We start from the raw sequence: 16,034 nt of genomic DNA, 5'->3' as shown, positions 1-16,034 counted from the left end.
TTCACTGCTTTCTCTGAAAACCCTACTTTTATAAAAAATAAAGCTATTTCAGATAAGAAAGCTCACCACCATAGATATCGCCGATCTTGAGTTTCAATTCGGAATTTTCTTGAAAAGTATATTTAATTAAAATTGAGTTTCGCCCTTTTCGCAAAGGCAGTTTTATATACTGAGGATCAAAATTATTTTTATAGATCACCGTGTCTTCCACTATGTTTCCGTTTAACCATATACGCACTGAATTATAGCTATTGTTATTTTTCTCTCTCTTAAAATGCAGGTAGGCTTTCGATGAAGAATCTGAAGTGAAATCTTTGCGCAAATAAACCATCCCTTCATAGCGTTCTTTATCTGGAGTATAGGCTTGATAAGATATTGAACTCCCATCTGAAAGCTCAAAGGTCTTTTTGCTGAAGCTATTTTCGGGAGGGCTTACAAATTCAACTTGTTCATCATCACTTTGCTTTAAGGGCCCTAGCTCTAACCATGTCGTTTCTCCGAAATTATCTAAAGCGATATTTCTTCTCAATTTCAAGGCCACTCGAGCCTTGCTCATAAGCTTTTGAAAATTGTTTAAATCTTTTCCCATATATTTAGAATATTGCTCGAGAATGGCTTCTAATAAGTATGGATTTTGAGCGTCATTGGATAAAATATCTGAGCAAATTGATAACAATTCGCTTTGCTTCACTCCACGAAGTTTTATATATTCGTCGAGCATACTTTTTGCCCGCCAATGATTGAGAGGATTGAGAGTTAGGTTAAGCATCAGTGACTGCTCATCCCAAATATAATCTTCGTTAATTTTTTTGAATATTATTTTTTTAAGTCTTAAACGATCACCATGCTTGGGGTACCAACTTAGCTCTCGATTTTCCCCTGTGAAATCAAAAAAACTATAATGATTATTTTTCCACGAATTATCGTTCAGCCCAGATTGAGCTTGGCCCTCTTGTCCCACTAGCGGAATGAATTTCCCATTAATAAATAGTTCAGCTTTTCCTAAAGCCGCCTTAAATCTACTACTGGATTCAAAATTAATGTTTTCTAATTGTTGAAGCTGATCACCAAAGAACCCTAGTGGCACAGTTAATCGCCCTGGACCAGCACTGAATTGCAAAGAACCACTTAAGTCATAAGTCGCCTGCCCTCTTCCTGATAATTTTATTTTTCGTGGTAAAACATAAGGATTCCTAGGTTTTTTGAAATCGATTATAAAAAGACTTAAGGCACGCTCTGTATCCACAATATTCAATTTATCCACAAGTGATTTACAGCTGGTATAAGCATTGCGAATCTCCTTATCCGATAAAGTTTCAGAACTATTTTGAGCCAGATACTCCAAAAATAAAACGCTGAGAATATTGTGCGCCTGTACTGATGAAGCATGTTTTTCTAAGAGAGACTCTAAATATTTTAAGTTATTTTTTATCCCATAGATATTTCTACGCTCTCGGATATATGCAGATAAAGTTTCTCCATCGGCTAAAATAACTTTGGCTTGCTCATAAAGTTTTTCCAGTTTTTCGTAAGTACTTTTATCCATACATTTAAAAGCTAAAGGTCCTTGGCTAATATATTGCACTGTAGATTCTGATTGATAGCCAGACCCAAAGCGTAGTGAGCCCACTTTACTCCCCTGACTTAACAATGAGAGTTCAAAACTAATCACTCCTTCGTAAGCATTGGCCATCAGTTCTGGCTTATCAAAAACGCACTCTATATATTCATAGCCATCAGCAGAAAAATAATGTTTGAAACTTTCCGTGAAGCTCCCCATAACTTGAGCAATACTCTTACCTTTTTCTGTGAACTCTCCATAAAAACCCTCATCAAATCGATGACTATTAAGTGAGACGGCCAATTCATTGATTAGGTTTTCGTGGCCTTTGAAACGTACTTGCAAATGAAATTTTTTGGGATTATCACTGAGCCTATATTCCACCTCAGGAATAGTAAAAGGGCCTGTTCCATTCCAAAAATTTCTCGTTACTTTACGCCAAAAAAGTTGATCTACTTTATTTTCATTAAAGGCTATTTTTACGGAAGGTATCTTTAGTGAATTATAGATTTGAGCCTTGCCCTTATGAACAACAACTAGACTTCTATCAGTCAAAACTTGGTGATCACTACCGGAACCCGTAATGGGATCACGAGCGATCAATTCCCCCGATTTTAAACTATAGACATTGCGCATTTTGTTGTTGCATAAAACAAGCTTATCTCCCACTTCTCTACATAAGCCTTTAAAGTTTTTATTGGGACTTAACTCATCGTCAAATAGGTTTATCACCTCATTGAAACGCTCGAGCCTTTGGTGACCTCGATCAGACACATAAAAAGAATCTTTATCTTTACGGTAAACTGCTCCTTTATTCCCCAAGGCCAAGTAATTATACTTTTTCAATTTACCTGTTTCTAGATCAACGAGCTCACCCAAATTGACTGCCGCAAATTTTTCTCCAAGTTTCCAGGCTCTATGAGGATTATGCCCCATGCCAAATTGGTGCATTTTTAAATTGCGGAAATCAAAAAAATGAAGATGCTGATGACTCAGCCATCCCATACCAAATGAATTACTTTGGTAATCATATCCCGCGTGATAGCTTTTGCTGAGTGTTTTAATTTCTTGTAATTGGTCACTGATTTCATAGACTTTATTTTTTACCGAATGATTGGCAGAAAAACTTAAGATTTTATCCGCTGCGACGACAAAATCATCTGCCTCAAGATAAAAATTCTTGAGCCGTTTGGAACTCGCAAGATCAAATAGCTGAAAGCGACGATCGGATGAAAGCACATAGATTTTTTTATTGTTAAGTCGTACTGATTTAATCTGTACATTTAAGTTTGATCTCTGATTAATTTCATACGAAAACTTAGACTCAAGCGTCAATAAATCTAAAATAGCGACGCTAGTCTTATCGTAAGTTACGATATGATTTCCTTGAATATGGAAATTCTTAAAACTTTTATTCCAAATAACTTGTGAAGGTGAATACACACCATCAATAGTAAAAGCTTCCTTAAGTAAAATGAGCTCCGTTTGATACTCGATCACACTGTAAGCATCTTTAGTCGTCGTATGAACTTTCGCCCTTTCCTTAAAGTACATATCATTAAGTGATATTGGGAGATGTCCATCATAAGAGAAGGATAATAAATCCGCTCCATCTGCCTTCAAAGTTTTCATTTGTCTAGGCTTAAGAAAATCATTTAATTGAGTGGGTAAGTCACCTTCTTTATCCAGTAAGAAAGCATGTTCTTGCGCATACAGTAAAAAAGCACCCTTAGCTTGTTCTATTCTTCCAATCGTCAAATTTAGCGTTTCTTGACTTAATATTTTTCTATTTTTAAGATCTATTTTTATGAATCCACGATTCGCAGGAAGATAAAGCTTATTATTCTTCACGGTTCCTTCTCCGCTAATTTTCAGATTGCCTAAGGGCAGAGTCCACAGTACTTGTCCTGTCGCTAAGGAAAGAGATTTCAGAGTATGTTGTCCATGGCGATTCATGTGAGAAAAAATTAAGCCCCCTCCCTGCCTGGAGTGAATATAAGTAGGTAGATCAATGGCATTTTTCCATAATATCTGACCACTCTGGATATCAAGTGCATACCAAGTCATGGAGGCATTATCAAAATGAATAACTTTTTTATCGTAAACTTTAATAAAAGGTGAGGCCGTCCGGGCTTGATTAGTCCAATCAAAGGTATCGCCATCATGCTTATTAAATGATTTATGCGGATAGGCTCTTAGCCACTCAATCCGCTGTTCAAAAGCATTAATTTTAACTACTATTCCCGAGGCAGAAAAAAGATAAATTGACTCACGATCTTCACAATAATTATCAAACTGCACTATGCTATTAAAGATATCAAATTGACTTTCTTCTCGATAGGGATCTCGTATTTTGGCAAGGGCTACTACAGAACTCAATTCACCGCTAGCTAAATCAATAAAACCCAATGCAAATACTGGTGCTGCTTGCCGTTCTCTTTCAACTAATAAGACTATGTTTGTCTCCATTTTTGAAAAGGGAATACTGCACACCTCCCATTCATTATGACTTTGTATGAAACTACTATCCCACTGACGCTCTCCGCTACTATCGTGTTTTTGTAAGGCATACGACTCTAGTGATTTATTATAAACTAAACTGTAATAATACTGATCGATCAAAGTTCCCTTAAAAGTACGTGGCGATGATTGAATCCTCACAGAACTCGCCTCAATACTACTATCACTATTCCAGAGATTTTTCCCTTTATCATCACTCACTTGAGTTCCCAAAGGACTACTAGAAAACCATTTACTTTGGCTATGTATCAGGCGACGAGACTCACGAGCAATAAAGTATTTATCCCAATCATATGAAGAAGTCCTACCATCATCATTTATCTTGATTTTTGGCGCAAGAGGAATTTTTGATAAAAGCTTGCCTGGGTCTCCAATTGATTTAAGTTTTGAACGATATTTTACCATTAAATTAGAGACTGACTGTTCACGTCCTGCTACCCAGACTTTTTTACTCTGAAGCTCTGCGGGAATATTATAATGTAAGTTTTGTGGAATACTGAGTTTGGATTCGATAACTAAGATATAGGCAGCTGCTTCATGACCGTATTCTTCTGATTTAAGTAAACGTCCTGCATAAGCTAAAGATCGAGAGAGTTCTCCTCTACTATAAAACTCTTCCATTAAAAACTTCTCTGCCGCAACAAAATTCGCTAAACCTGATGTTTCTTGAAGATATAGCTGTAACATTTTAAAATCTTTATCTACTAGAGCTTTATTAATTCGAGCTAAATAACGCTCATTTATATATTGAGAAAATTGATTCATTAATTCAGGTTTTTGCTGAAGCTTAAGGAGCAGATAACTTTTTATTGTCACTTGAGAAAATTCACGCGTCACAAGTTTCCCTTGATGAGAACGTAAAATCTTGTAAACTTGAGCGTAAATATCACGACTAGGCTTTTGATTTAAGAGTCGATCTAAATCTTTTACATAGACATCAACTTCAGGATCTGAGCTAAAACGAGGCCGTGTAGATGTTCCACTTTTCGACTCAATTAAGGCAAACTCAATATTGCGCCTTTGTGGTTTATTTTTATTCATTGATGTTTGATTAAAAAGTGAGAAAATTCGATGGGCGGATTCTGAGTCCCCTTGCATCATCAGTAATTCCGCAGAATCATACATACTATTGGCAAAACTCATACTACTTGAAGGCGTTCTTTCTTTTACATAAATCTCATAAAAATCAGCAACTTCATTGCCTCTTCCCGCAATACACATAATCGTGAAATAATTTTTTATGTAGGGATAAGCGAGCTCATTAATGAACTTAGCAAGCTTCACTTTGTCGACTTTGCTGAAGACGAGTGCCATCACATGTGGGTCAATACCCTTATGAAAAGCATGCCTAAGTTGTCCTTTTTTGAATTTCTTGAGATCTAATTTTAATATTTCTAGAATCCCATGAACCTGAGATTCATAATGATCACTCTCGCGTAAAGCGAGTTGAATACCGAGCCAATCTTCAGTATTATCAAAATTTATTTCATCAAATTTCTTTAAGTAATTTTCAGTAGATTTTACACTTTCACTACTGAGGTCAATCATACTAAACTCAGGAAAATGATGTCCTTTTAAAGTACTAGTAAGGAGAATTTCATTAAGTCCCTTTTGAAGTTTTGGATTTGTTTTGAGCTCATTATCTCGGTAAGTAACTCCACTATTCTCATCTTGACTTAATAAATCTCCATTCAAGTAAATCTTGTAGCTTTTGTAAGGGCGTGTTCGAATAAGAACTTCAGTCGCACTATCGAGTTTACAGCGGTAACGAATGACGGGGAAATCTATTTTGAAGTTCAAACCATTTTTAAAGACTGCTCCCTGTAAACTATTGTTATTACTTAGTAATTTACCTTTGCTATAAAAACATGGCGCATTAAAGGGTCCCGCAGTCTGAACTCCTTTTTCAAATTCTTCTTGGAGCTTGTTGTTTCCTCGTACTGATTCGGGTAGTTGCATCAACAATTGAGGATAGTCTTGAATTAAATTCTCTTTCCAATCTTGGGCACCGAGACCGCAAGTCAGTAAAATCAATAAATAAAATAACCTCATTTACTTCTCCAGTAAAAAACGTGGCTTGCACATTAATAAAAAATCTCCCGCAGAGCCTCCTTGGCCATAGTCAACTACGATATTTATAATACCCATTTTGACTGGAATACGTATCTTTTTTTCTTTACCTCCTGCCATTGTCACATTGATCAGTTCTTTTCCATTTTGTTGGATAAGAAACTGGATATTACCATTTTTCACAAGTGGGTCCAACTGTAATATTGTAGAAAATACATGGCCCCCCTTAGGCACCATTAAATCAAAGTTTGTACGACTATGAATTGACCAAAAATCTTTAGTAGCAAAGCCTCCCACTTCTACTGCAGAGCCCGTGAAGCTATTGCCATAAGTCATTTCTTTACACTGAGTCAAAAATGGCGTGTAAGAAATATTTTTAATTTGCTCAGCATTTAAAGCTTTGAATTTACTGAGATTTTCGATTGCACTTATCTCTTCCAAGGGATACTCAACGGAGCCTAAAATCGTATCTAATTTCAGGCTTTCATTCGTGACCTCAATTATTTTGGCAAAGATAATTTCTCGGGAAGTCGTAAACACTTTGAACTCCTTCGTACTATTTTCCCAGGATTTTAGATACAGAAATTTGAGCATCGATTTCTTATAACGATTTTTTTGTGGCTTCGTCTGTCCTAGCATTGAGCGTGTGAAATAAGATACTTGCCCTGCATTGTAAAAATCATTGAGATTTAGAAAGCCCGGAAGCGTATTTTTCGGAGGATATTTAGCCCCTTGAAAGGAAAACGCACTCACTTGCGCTAAATCAACTTTCAGTTCTGTTTCACGATAGTTGATCAGTAAATGACCCATCTTATTATCAAGCTTGAGACTTTGTGCCTTAATCATTGAACCATCACTAAAAATGATGTACTCACCTTCATTATCGACAAGTGGCTTCTCAAAATCCACACGCAGTAAATTCTTGAGGTCATAGTTCTGATCCCCGTGCTTTACAAAACTCTTATGCCATTGTAAATCACCCTGTATTAAACGACCATTTACTAAATGAATTTCGCCTGCTGATAAAAGCATTGGCAGGCAAAAAAGTAGGAGCAGATATTTCATAGAATCACTTTTGGTAAACGGGTATGTATTGATAAGGTAGACTACCCGCAAGAACACAAAAAGCCGTTTGGTAATACGTTCCCCATTCACCACTTTTTCGCTGATCCCGAATCAAATACGACTCGAGTAATTTAGCCCATTCACGATAATTATCTCCACCCTGAAAATACGAGGCCACGGAGCCATAATATAAGAAATAGGGGATATGGCCAACTTTTTGTTTTTTGGGATCATCTTTCATGATTTTTAATATGGACTCAACCGCTTCACTCGTATACTTAGTCTCTTTTACTCCACAAATAAACATAATACAGGTTCCCGCAGCACTTGAGCCATAGTGATTTTTACTGATATTTGTACTTGAATATCCATACATTTTACTTCCTTCATTGTAGCGCGTTTTAATAAGTGAAAGGGCTTTTTGAATCGTTGCTCGAGGAACATATATTCCCGCTTCTTGTGCAGACTTAAGGGCTATAACCTGCATTACGCAGACGGATGTATCGCCATCATGAGGGATTGATTTATATCCCCATCCACCTTTAGGACCTTGAACTTCTAAAATGAGCTTTACTGCATTGCGTAAAACTTTGCCTACTTTGGGGTTTTGACTTTGCCCCCAAGCTTCCGAGAGCATCAGCGTCGCTAAAGCATGACCGTACATCACCGCGGCTTGTTTTTCTTGATTCGAGTACTGAATCAAGCCATTGGGTTTCGCTTGTTTAACTATCCAGTCCACACCTTTATTAACGACGTGACCATAATCACCTTCACCGGGCAAATTACCCATTGCCATAAAGGCCATTAAGCACAGCGATACTTCGCCCACATTTTTACCGTGACTTCCTTGCCATGCGCCATCTTCTCGCTGTTCCGAGGAGAGGTACTTTAAGCCGCGCTTTAAACTTTGACTTAAATCAGCCGAGATGGGGACGATTGTTTCCTGGGCATTCCCAAAAAAAACAAAGGATAGTAAGCATAAAAAAACTTTTTTCATTTCTGCCTCGCAATAGCTTCGTAATATTGTTTCACTAGCTCTCTATAATTTTCTGGTGCCTGCTGGAGTTTCCCCTGCATTTTTTGCCCTTTGAATTGATCAAATTCTTTCTCCCAAGCTTTCTTCTTCGCATAGTCTGCTTTGGCTAATGAATTAGACATTTCAGATGATCCTTTGCCACCCTCACGTGCTTTGTCACTAGGCATAGCTGTTTGACCGGGTGTATTAGAGGCTTGTGGCTTACCGCCTTGGGCCGTGGGTGTTTGTTGTCCACCAGTTGATTTTTTTCCTTCGGAGGAAGCTTGTTTTTCTCCTTGACCCTTACCAGGGCTCTTGCCTCCCTGACTCTTTTCCCCTGCGGCTTGTTTTTCAGCGCTACTATCACTTGGTGCATCACCTTCTTGAGCTGATTTCTCACCTTCATCAGAGCTTTTTTCAGAAGGCTCTTGTCCCGACTCATTTTGTTTTGCTTTTTGATTCTCGGCTAATTCCATTGCTTTTTCGTATTTATCTAAGGCCTCTTCAATATTGCCTTGTTCAAGGCTCTCTCCAGCTTCTTCAAGACTCGCTTGCAGTTCCTCACTTAGTTCACTATTGTCGGATTGACTGAGTTCTTGATGATTGGCTTGAGCTTCTTCAAAAGCTTCTGAGTCTTCTAAATCCTGACCCTCCAACGCTTCCGCCTCTAATTCTTCTAATTGGGAAATTTGTTCTTCTATTGATGCTTTTAATTCTTCGAGCTGGGTATCTTCCCCCGAGAACTGTTCCGCATTCAAGTCCTCTAATTCAGGCGACTCAGCATTATTTTTTTCGCTCATGCTCTTTAATTTCTCTAATAAATCTGATTGTTGCTTTGCTGCTTCCGCAATATTCCCATCTTCCAAGTGCTCGGCAATTTCATCCGATTGTTCCGCGAGGGCTTCCACGGCATCTTTGCTTAAGTCATTTTTAGCCTGTTCTACTCCCTTAGGATCTTTAGCCTGTTCTCCTCCCTTAGTATCTTTGGCCTCATCTTTATTTCCCTCTGAGTTTTTCTCTGAGTTTTTCTCTGAGTTTTTCTCTGAGTCATTTTTGCTATCCTCACCCGTAGAGTCTTGCTTTTCTTGACCTTTTTTCGAGGCTTTTTCAAGAGCTTCTTTTTCATCAAGAATTTTTTGCCCCTGATCTTCTTCCTCGATTTTCTCAATTTTATCTTTATCTGCTTGTTCGAGTTTTTCTAAATATTTCTCCAGTTGCTGAGCTTTATCACTCACTTGCTTTTGCTTATCGGCTAATTTTTGTAGCTCGCTTTCATCTAAATCGCGATGCTCACCTTTTTTAGTCTCTTTATTCAGCTCTTCGACCTGCTCAATGAGTTCATTAACTTTGGCTTGCGCTTTTTCTTTTTGCGCTTGCTCAATGGCATTTTCGAGCATTTCTTCAAAGGCATTAATCGCCCGCTTTTGCTCACTCGAAGCAGCTTCTAAATATTTTTCTTTTTGCTTGCTATCATCTCCCGCAAGGACCAAATTTTTTATCGCCGCCTGCAACGCGTCTGTGCCGGCCTTATCCGCTTCTAAAAGAACTATGTCCACTACATCAATCATCGATTCATCAATGACACCCGACATCAGCATGCGTTCTCTCACTTCAAGTAAATTTTTCTTTACATTCATCGTGCTGCGCTTGAGTTGGCGTGTATTCGCCGTCTGCTGACGTAATTCTCTGATTTTTGCGTCATCCGCAAAAGTAATCGCAGATAACAAAATACAAAGTATCAACAAAAATTCAGTCTTCATCATTTTTCCCCTAGTCGATCAGTTTTACGTTTAACGTCATTGAGTTTAAGAAGAATATCTTCAACTGGCTCAATGGTATTTAAAAAATCTCCTGCGAGTCGCGCTTTGAGTTCTCTCACTGAAATAATCGGAATAGTCAATTCATCTGAATAACTTTCGTGTTTCTTGGGTGAATTGTCTAGTGCCATCAGTCGAATACTCAGACTCTGTCCCTTCTTTAGTTCTAGCTTTTTATTATCCCATAGTTTCTTGAGTAAATATGAATTATTTTCTATATCAGTGACTGAGCCCCATTCTTCCCAAGTCTGAAGTTCATCGGCAAAGTCACTATTTTCTGATATTTTGTACTGCACTACGATTTTTTCTAGACCATAATCATCATCTACCTGAGCTTCGATACGCATTTTACTTAAGGGTGAAAGTTCGTAGATTGTTTGGGGTTCAATTAAGCGAATCACAGCTTTTTGATCGACTTTAACCTTGAGCCGAAACTGAGGCAATTTTACACTCTCCAAACCCAATTCATCCAACATTTTGAAACTGTAAGTTAAGCTAGAGTTGGCTACTGTTTCCATAGTCCACGATGTTCCTTGTCCAGTAAAGACCATGGCTGATTCATCTCGCCTGGTCAATTTTAGATATTCAATATTTTTGCTTGACTTAAACTCGAAACTTATTTTTGATCCTTGGGGGACTTGCAGATTTCCAGAATTTTCTGTATAAGCAGTTAAACCCGTATACGCGGGAGGCTCGACATGCACTTTTAAGTCTGCAATCCTTGGACGTTTGTGAAGGGAGACTGAGTGAATCTCACTCTTGTAGTCTCCTAATTTGTAGAGGAACTTAATCGGATTGAGTACAGAGGGTATTTCACATTGGAAAACCCCGGCTTTGTCACCTTTTTCTAATTCATAATTGACGTCATCACCCTCGTTCTCTAGGATCAGTGTACCACCAGGTGGAATTTCACCTTCAACTAGGATCTCCACTGAAAAAATTTCCCCCTCAATAACATAATCAGGATAGTTAATTTCTACGAATTTTGTCTTTGTTGGATATTTGACCTGAGTAATCAAACGCTGACAAAAAACACCAAAAGCATTAGGCGCCAGTATTATTGTGGCCATGAGTAGAGCCATGGCAATAAATAACTTTTTTATATTCTTTTTAAAAAAAGTTTTATCGATTGCGTCACTAAATCTCAAGCCTGTCGACATCGCAAAAGTTTGCCCCATCATCCCTTGCACTAATTGTGGCGAGACTTGTTTACCCATTTCTCCTTGGCTAAATTGCAAAGTAGAAATCGCCCGACTCCGGAATTCTGGAAAATGTTTTTCTACTATTAAAGACGCTTCTTCTTCACTATATGTACGAACACAATTCTGAAGATGTTTTCTTTTAAAATAATAAATTAGCGAGACAAGAATCCCCAGCATTATCACCAATCGCATGAAAAAGGGGAAATGGCCCAAATAATCGAGTACAAAAAAACTGATTAAGGCAAAGATTAATAAGGAAGCTAGATCCGCACTTGCGATCATAAGTGCCATGCGTTTGAGCTCATTCGCTACGCGCCGAAACTCGGCTCTAAGTTCTGTAAGTTCGTTACTCATGGTAAATTCTCCTTCTTACGCAATAACCATTCACTTGCAGTCAAAACACTTATCAATAGGAGGAATAGCCAATTATCCCATAAGCTCGATTCGATTACCGCCCTGCGTGTGCGAGGTTTTTCTATCATTAAATCGGGAACCTGCATCAGTTCTTTGACTTCAATAAATTTACCTTTTGTCAATTCTGCCAATTTGCTAAGCCCACTTTTATCCATCGAAATTTGTTCGAATTCTAAGCGTGATTTACTAATATTTAAACGATGCTTCTCATCATCAATCTGTATATCCCATGCTCCAGGTGCTAAGACAATGTGACCGCTATAAAGGCCTTCACTTCGTCCTGCTAAACGAAAATTCTTTTCTTCGCCACTGCTTTTTTCAACCGCTAATACATCTATTGATTTTTCATTGCCTGTACGCAGTGCACTCGATAAAACTTTTGCACTAATCTCAATTTTTTCACCTGCCGAATAATCGCGTTTGAGCGTTTGAATCCTCACTCCCTTGCTACTACCTAAAAGGTGATTTAAGCCCATATGATGAATCGTTTGTGACCAAAAGCGATCCGTGTAAAGTGATCCCACTTTATAACGCCAGCGCCATACAGAATTGAATCCGAGAAATAACACCTGTCCATCACCAAATCTATGATAGGACATCAAGGGGATCGGTCCGTATTCATTCTTTATACTGCCGTGCTCCACGAGTGCCGTTGCACCGGGTTTCAAACGGCGGATGCCTGGATAAAACCAGTACTGGTCAGGTAATTTCTTCCAAGTCTTCACATTTTCTTGCTCTTCGGGAACGAGGCGGGTAATAATGCTCTCTCTGCCCTCCGCGGTCAGATCTAATTTAAAGGGGCGAGCTCTTCGTATCTTATTAGCTTCCGCTTGTTCCTCTATGGCCTTGATTGTCACTGGTAACATTTCTTCTATGGGAGTTCCCACATAAGAAGCTGGTGTTCCCGTAGGGGAACTAATCATTACCAGGGATCCCCCCTGCTTTGAAACAAAATCCTGAAGTAAATTCATATCCTCAAAGCTAAAGTAATCCCTTTCAAGATTGTTGAGAATAATGATATCGACCTCATCTAATTTATCCAAAGGAAAACTCGCTAGGAACTGCTCATCACTTTCGGTTCGGCTCCGATCCCCCGTGCGGATAAATACTTTCGTCTTAAAACGTTTATCACTATCCAACATTCCCTTCAGGTAACGGTATTCCCAGCTGGGGTTTTGGAGCGCTAAAAGTACGCGAATTTCACTATCAATTACTTTAACTTGTTTTTTAAGCTGGTTGTTTTCAGAGAAAAATTCATCGGGGTACTGATCGACTTCTACGCTAAATTGATAATCGCCCTTTTTTTCAGCTTTAATCACAAAGCTTTCACTAAATGAGCCATTGCTAAAGCGTACATTTTTCTCAGCCATGAGCTTAGTCCCCATTTTGAGTCGCACACGAAGCGAGCTATCTTCTATTCCACTGGCGCTAAAATTCACTTTGACTTCAACTTCATCGTCAATAAAAAGCAAGTCTTCCATATTAATTGACTGGATACTGACATCGACATTTTCAGGCATCCCTATACCCACGGGAAAAATTCGAATATCTTTATTATTGAGCTCAGCACTTAAATCCAATGCCGAATTACCTTTGTTGTGAATGCCATCAGTAAAAATAATCATATCGGCAATTGGGAGCCCCCTCAAACTCTGCTCCACGTAAGTGATCGCCGAACTCAAAGACGTCGCTTCCCCTTCCGCTTTTGGCAGCTCAATAAGTTCATCTCCCATCTTTAATTGACGCGCATCTTGGTCAAAAGCAAAAAGACGCAAGCTATATTTTTCGTCAAGTTTATTCAACATATCCAAATCTTTATTATTGAGCATTGCCTGAACAAGTTGAATACGAGTTTTACTTTTGATTTCATTTTCACTGAGTCCGCAAATCAGCGCCATATCCTTTAAATATTCCGCGCTACTTTTACTTTCCACGATACCCATACTACTGGATACATCGATCAAAATTGGCAAGACCGTACGGCTCGATTCTTCCGTATCCATACTGATCTGTGGCTGCATAAACATAAGCAAAATAATGAGTGCAATGAAAAAGCGTAAGCTCACGAGCATCACTTTTAATTTCTTATTCATTTCTGAACTTTCTTGGCTATAGGACCAAAAGGCATACAGCGCAATCAAAATCGCCAATAAGAGAAATAACCATACCGGCATTAACGAGGATAAAGAAAAATCATAGCTATTAATTTTTTCGGTATTTTCATTGCCGTAAAATATTTTTAGAAAGTCTTTCATGCTGAAGCCCTACGACTTATCATCATCGCTAAAATATTTTCCGCCAAGTAACAAATCCCTGCCAAGATGATGAACAAACTTGCGAGGCTCGCGCCACCTGAACTTGAAGTACTGGCAAGGAAATCGGAGCCTGCAATAATTTTTACTTCGGGAAAATTCTCTTGTATTTGTTCAATACTCATGCACTGAATTTGGCTCTCTTTTTCCTTTGAGTTTACCGAGATCAACTTAAAAGTACTTTCTCCACTTTCCTGTATTTTATAGATGCCCACATTATTGAGCTGAGGTATATTTAAGTAGGAGAGATCTTTGCGAATTTCTACATTATAATTCTGCTTATCTCCAGTCGGTTTTTGAAGTTCATAACTTGAACGGCTTTTGTCATCATCTACTTGAACGACATAGGCTTGACCAACTTTGAAAGACTCATTTTTATCTTCTTTTCTTAATAGTTCACGACTCAATTGACGACTCAAGGGAAGGAAATTGGGACGAGTCGCAAAATTATTCCAATCAAGTGAAAACCCGCTCCCAAATACAAAGATCTTGCCCTGTTTATAATCAAAGGATGACATGATACTAAAAATCCCTCGCTCATTTTTTAGATCCATATAAGAGCGCATCAGACTACCATCTTCTTTTTTGAATCCATAAGTTTTTTTCACTCGAAAAGATTCTAAATCTTCGGCTTTAGAGGTAAAACTCCATAGCTGACTAGTGCTATTACTAATTCGAGTATTGAGAAAATCGCCATCTTTTTTCATTTCAAATCTTTCATCAAAAAGGGCTTCACTTATAATTTCACTATCCACAAAACTTTGATTAAAATTTTCTATATCGCTATCTGGCCCCAGGTTAATCAATAAGCCTCCACCACTGGCGATGTACTGTTCCACTGCATCCATTTCTGAAGAGGTAAATGCCTGAACATTATCTAAAATGACGAAAGCATATTCACTGAGTTCTGCCGTTTCCAGTATTGCTAGATCCTGCCACGAAAATTTATATAAGGCTTTATCCGAGGCCGAGGCATTGGCAAAAGGATTAAGGGCAAAATCAAAAAATAAACTCCGTTTTTCATAAGCATTGCTTGGCTTAAAGTTTTGCACAATCAAGACTTTCTTCTGCTCAATCGCTTCAAAATGTGTGTAAGCTCGATTATCTGCGAGGTTGCTATCTGCAGAAATTTCTGCAAGGGCAGCATGATAGCCCTCTTCCTCTATTTCTACTTTGAATATCAAGTCTAATGTTTGACCCGCGGGGACTGATGCCATGCGACTTTCACGTAAGTCATCATCCAGGAAAAATTTAACTTCTAGATCTGAGGCATCTTCTGCACCATGATTTTTCACCTTCACCGCAAACCACGCTTCTTGGCCAATTTTCGCCGCGTCTTGTAAGGTTTTAATTTCCGTAATAGATCTATTTTCTTGATTCTCATCTCCCACATGAATAAAAACCACTTCCGCTTTGTCCTTTAAAATTTGGAGTTCTTCATTAATCGAACTCTGAGCGTTTAACCAATCACTCTGCTGAAAATCAGAAATGAAGTAAAGTACCGGTTTTGTATCCGCCTGTTTATCGATTAAATCACCACATGCCTTCAGGCTCTGAAGCGTATCGCCATCATAAGAAGCTGGTTTAAGCTGTTTAAATGTTTCACTTAGTAAGCCCCTATCTGGCGTGAAGTTGGCAATCACATTCTGTGGCTGCGACCGAACTAGTATCAGTGCATTTCGACTCTTAACACTAGAAATGATAGTTTCACTCGCTTCCAAGCCACGAGCAAAGCGACTTCGCCCCCCTTCGTTTGTAGCCATTGATAAAGAATCATCCAGAGCAATTAAATTGCTTGAACTTCCTCCAGCAATACTGCTATTGATAATAGGACGAGCCAAAGCGAGAATGATGAATAAAATGACTAATGTTCGTAAGAGAAGTAAGAGTAGGTCTTCCATTTTGAAACGCTTTTTTTGTTCCTGAACGGCGTCCATCAGAAAATCCATTGCGGCCCATTCAATCTCAATAACTTTATTTTTGCGCAGGAGGTGAATAATCACCGGCACAGATATTAAAGGTAGTCCCCAAAGTAAAAATGGATTTAAAAAAGTCATC

Annotated in this window: 7 protein-coding genes; all 7 read right to left on the bottom strand. The window is 38.5% G+C overall.

What is annotated here, in order from left to right; all coding sequences use genetic code 11:
* Window positions 1-43: 43 nt before the first annotated feature.
* The 7 genes from PQO03_RS00965 to PQO03_RS00935 are packed head-to-tail and all read right to left on the bottom strand — an operon-like array spanning window position 44 to window position 16,033.
* On the bottom strand, window positions 44-6,133 hold the full coding sequence (locus PQO03_RS00965) for a PQQ-binding-like beta-propeller repeat protein (RefSeq protein ID WP_274150601.1): 6,090 nt from the start codon (window positions 6,131-6,133) through the stop codon (window positions 44-46).
* Window positions 6,134-7,216 carry a hypothetical protein gene (locus PQO03_RS00960; RefSeq protein WP_274150600.1) on the bottom strand — a complete coding sequence of 361 codons (1,083 nt, stop codon included), beginning with the start codon at window positions 7,214-7,216 and terminating at the stop codon, window positions 6,134-6,136.
* A 4-nt stretch (window positions 7,217-7,220) separates the two neighbouring features.
* Window positions 7,221-8,213 carry a prenyltransferase/squalene oxidase repeat-containing protein gene (locus PQO03_RS00955; protein ID WP_274150599.1) on the bottom strand — a complete coding sequence of 331 codons (993 nt, stop codon included), beginning with the start codon at window positions 8,211-8,213 and terminating at the stop codon, window positions 7,221-7,223.
* The gene (locus PQO03_RS00950; RefSeq protein WP_274150598.1) at window positions 8,210-9,991 is read right to left on the bottom strand and encodes a hypothetical protein; all 1,782 of its coding nucleotides are present in this window, start codon (window positions 9,989-9,991) and stop codon (window positions 8,210-8,212) included. Before PQO03_RS00950 ends, PQO03_RS00955 begins: the two co-directional genes overlap by 4 nt.
* Window positions 9,991-11,604: a DUF4175 family protein gene (locus tag PQO03_RS00945; RefSeq protein WP_274150597.1), complete on the bottom strand. Its 1,614-nt coding sequence runs from the start codon at window positions 11,602-11,604 to the stop codon at window positions 9,991-9,993. Before PQO03_RS00945 ends, PQO03_RS00950 begins: the two co-directional genes overlap by 1 nt.
* Window positions 11,601-13,919, bottom strand: coding sequence for a hypothetical protein (locus tag PQO03_RS00940; protein ID WP_274150596.1), 2,319 nt, complete (start codon window positions 13,917-13,919; stop codon window positions 11,601-11,603). Before PQO03_RS00940 ends, PQO03_RS00945 begins: the two co-directional genes overlap by 4 nt.
* Complete coding sequence (locus tag PQO03_RS00935) at window positions 13,916-16,033, bottom strand: BatA domain-containing protein (protein ID WP_274150595.1); 2,118 nt, start codon at window positions 16,031-16,033, stop codon at window positions 13,916-13,918. Before PQO03_RS00935 ends, PQO03_RS00940 begins: the two co-directional genes overlap by 4 nt.
* Window position 16,034: the final 1 nt, after the last annotated feature.

Origin of the sequence: Lentisphaera profundi, assembly GCF_028728065.1 — a bacterium.
Lineage (GTDB): Bacteria > Verrucomicrobiota > Lentisphaeria > Lentisphaerales > Lentisphaeraceae > Lentisphaera > Lentisphaera profundi.
This window is presented reverse-complemented; position numbering and strand designations above follow the sequence as displayed.

Bases quoted from the DNA above. Each gene is read 5' to 3' on its own strand.
- PQO03_RS00935 (WP_274150595.1), bottom strand. From the start codon at position 16,033: ATGACTTTTTTAAATCCATTTTTACTTTGGGGACTACCTTTAATATCT.
- PQO03_RS00945 (WP_274150597.1), bottom strand. From the start codon at position 11,604: ATGAGTAACGAACTTACAGAACTTAGAGCCGAGTTTCGGCGCGTAGCG.
- PQO03_RS00955 (WP_274150599.1), bottom strand. From the start codon at position 8,213: ATGAAAAAAGTTTTTTTATGCTTACTATCCTTTGTTTTTTTTGGGAAT.
- PQO03_RS00960 (WP_274150600.1), bottom strand. From the start codon at position 7,216: ATGAAATATCTGCTCCTACTTTTTTGCCTGCCAATGCTTTTATCAGCA.
- PQO03_RS00940 (WP_274150596.1), bottom strand. From the start codon at position 13,919: ATGAAAGACTTTCTAAAAATATTTTACGGCAATGAAAATACCGAAAAA.
- PQO03_RS00965 (WP_274150601.1), bottom strand. From the start codon at position 6,133: ATGAGGTTATTTTATTTATTGATTTTACTGACTTGCGGTCTCGGTGCC.
- PQO03_RS00950 (WP_274150598.1), bottom strand. From the start codon at position 9,991: ATGAAGACTGAATTTTTGTTGATACTTTGTATTTTGTTATCTGCGATT.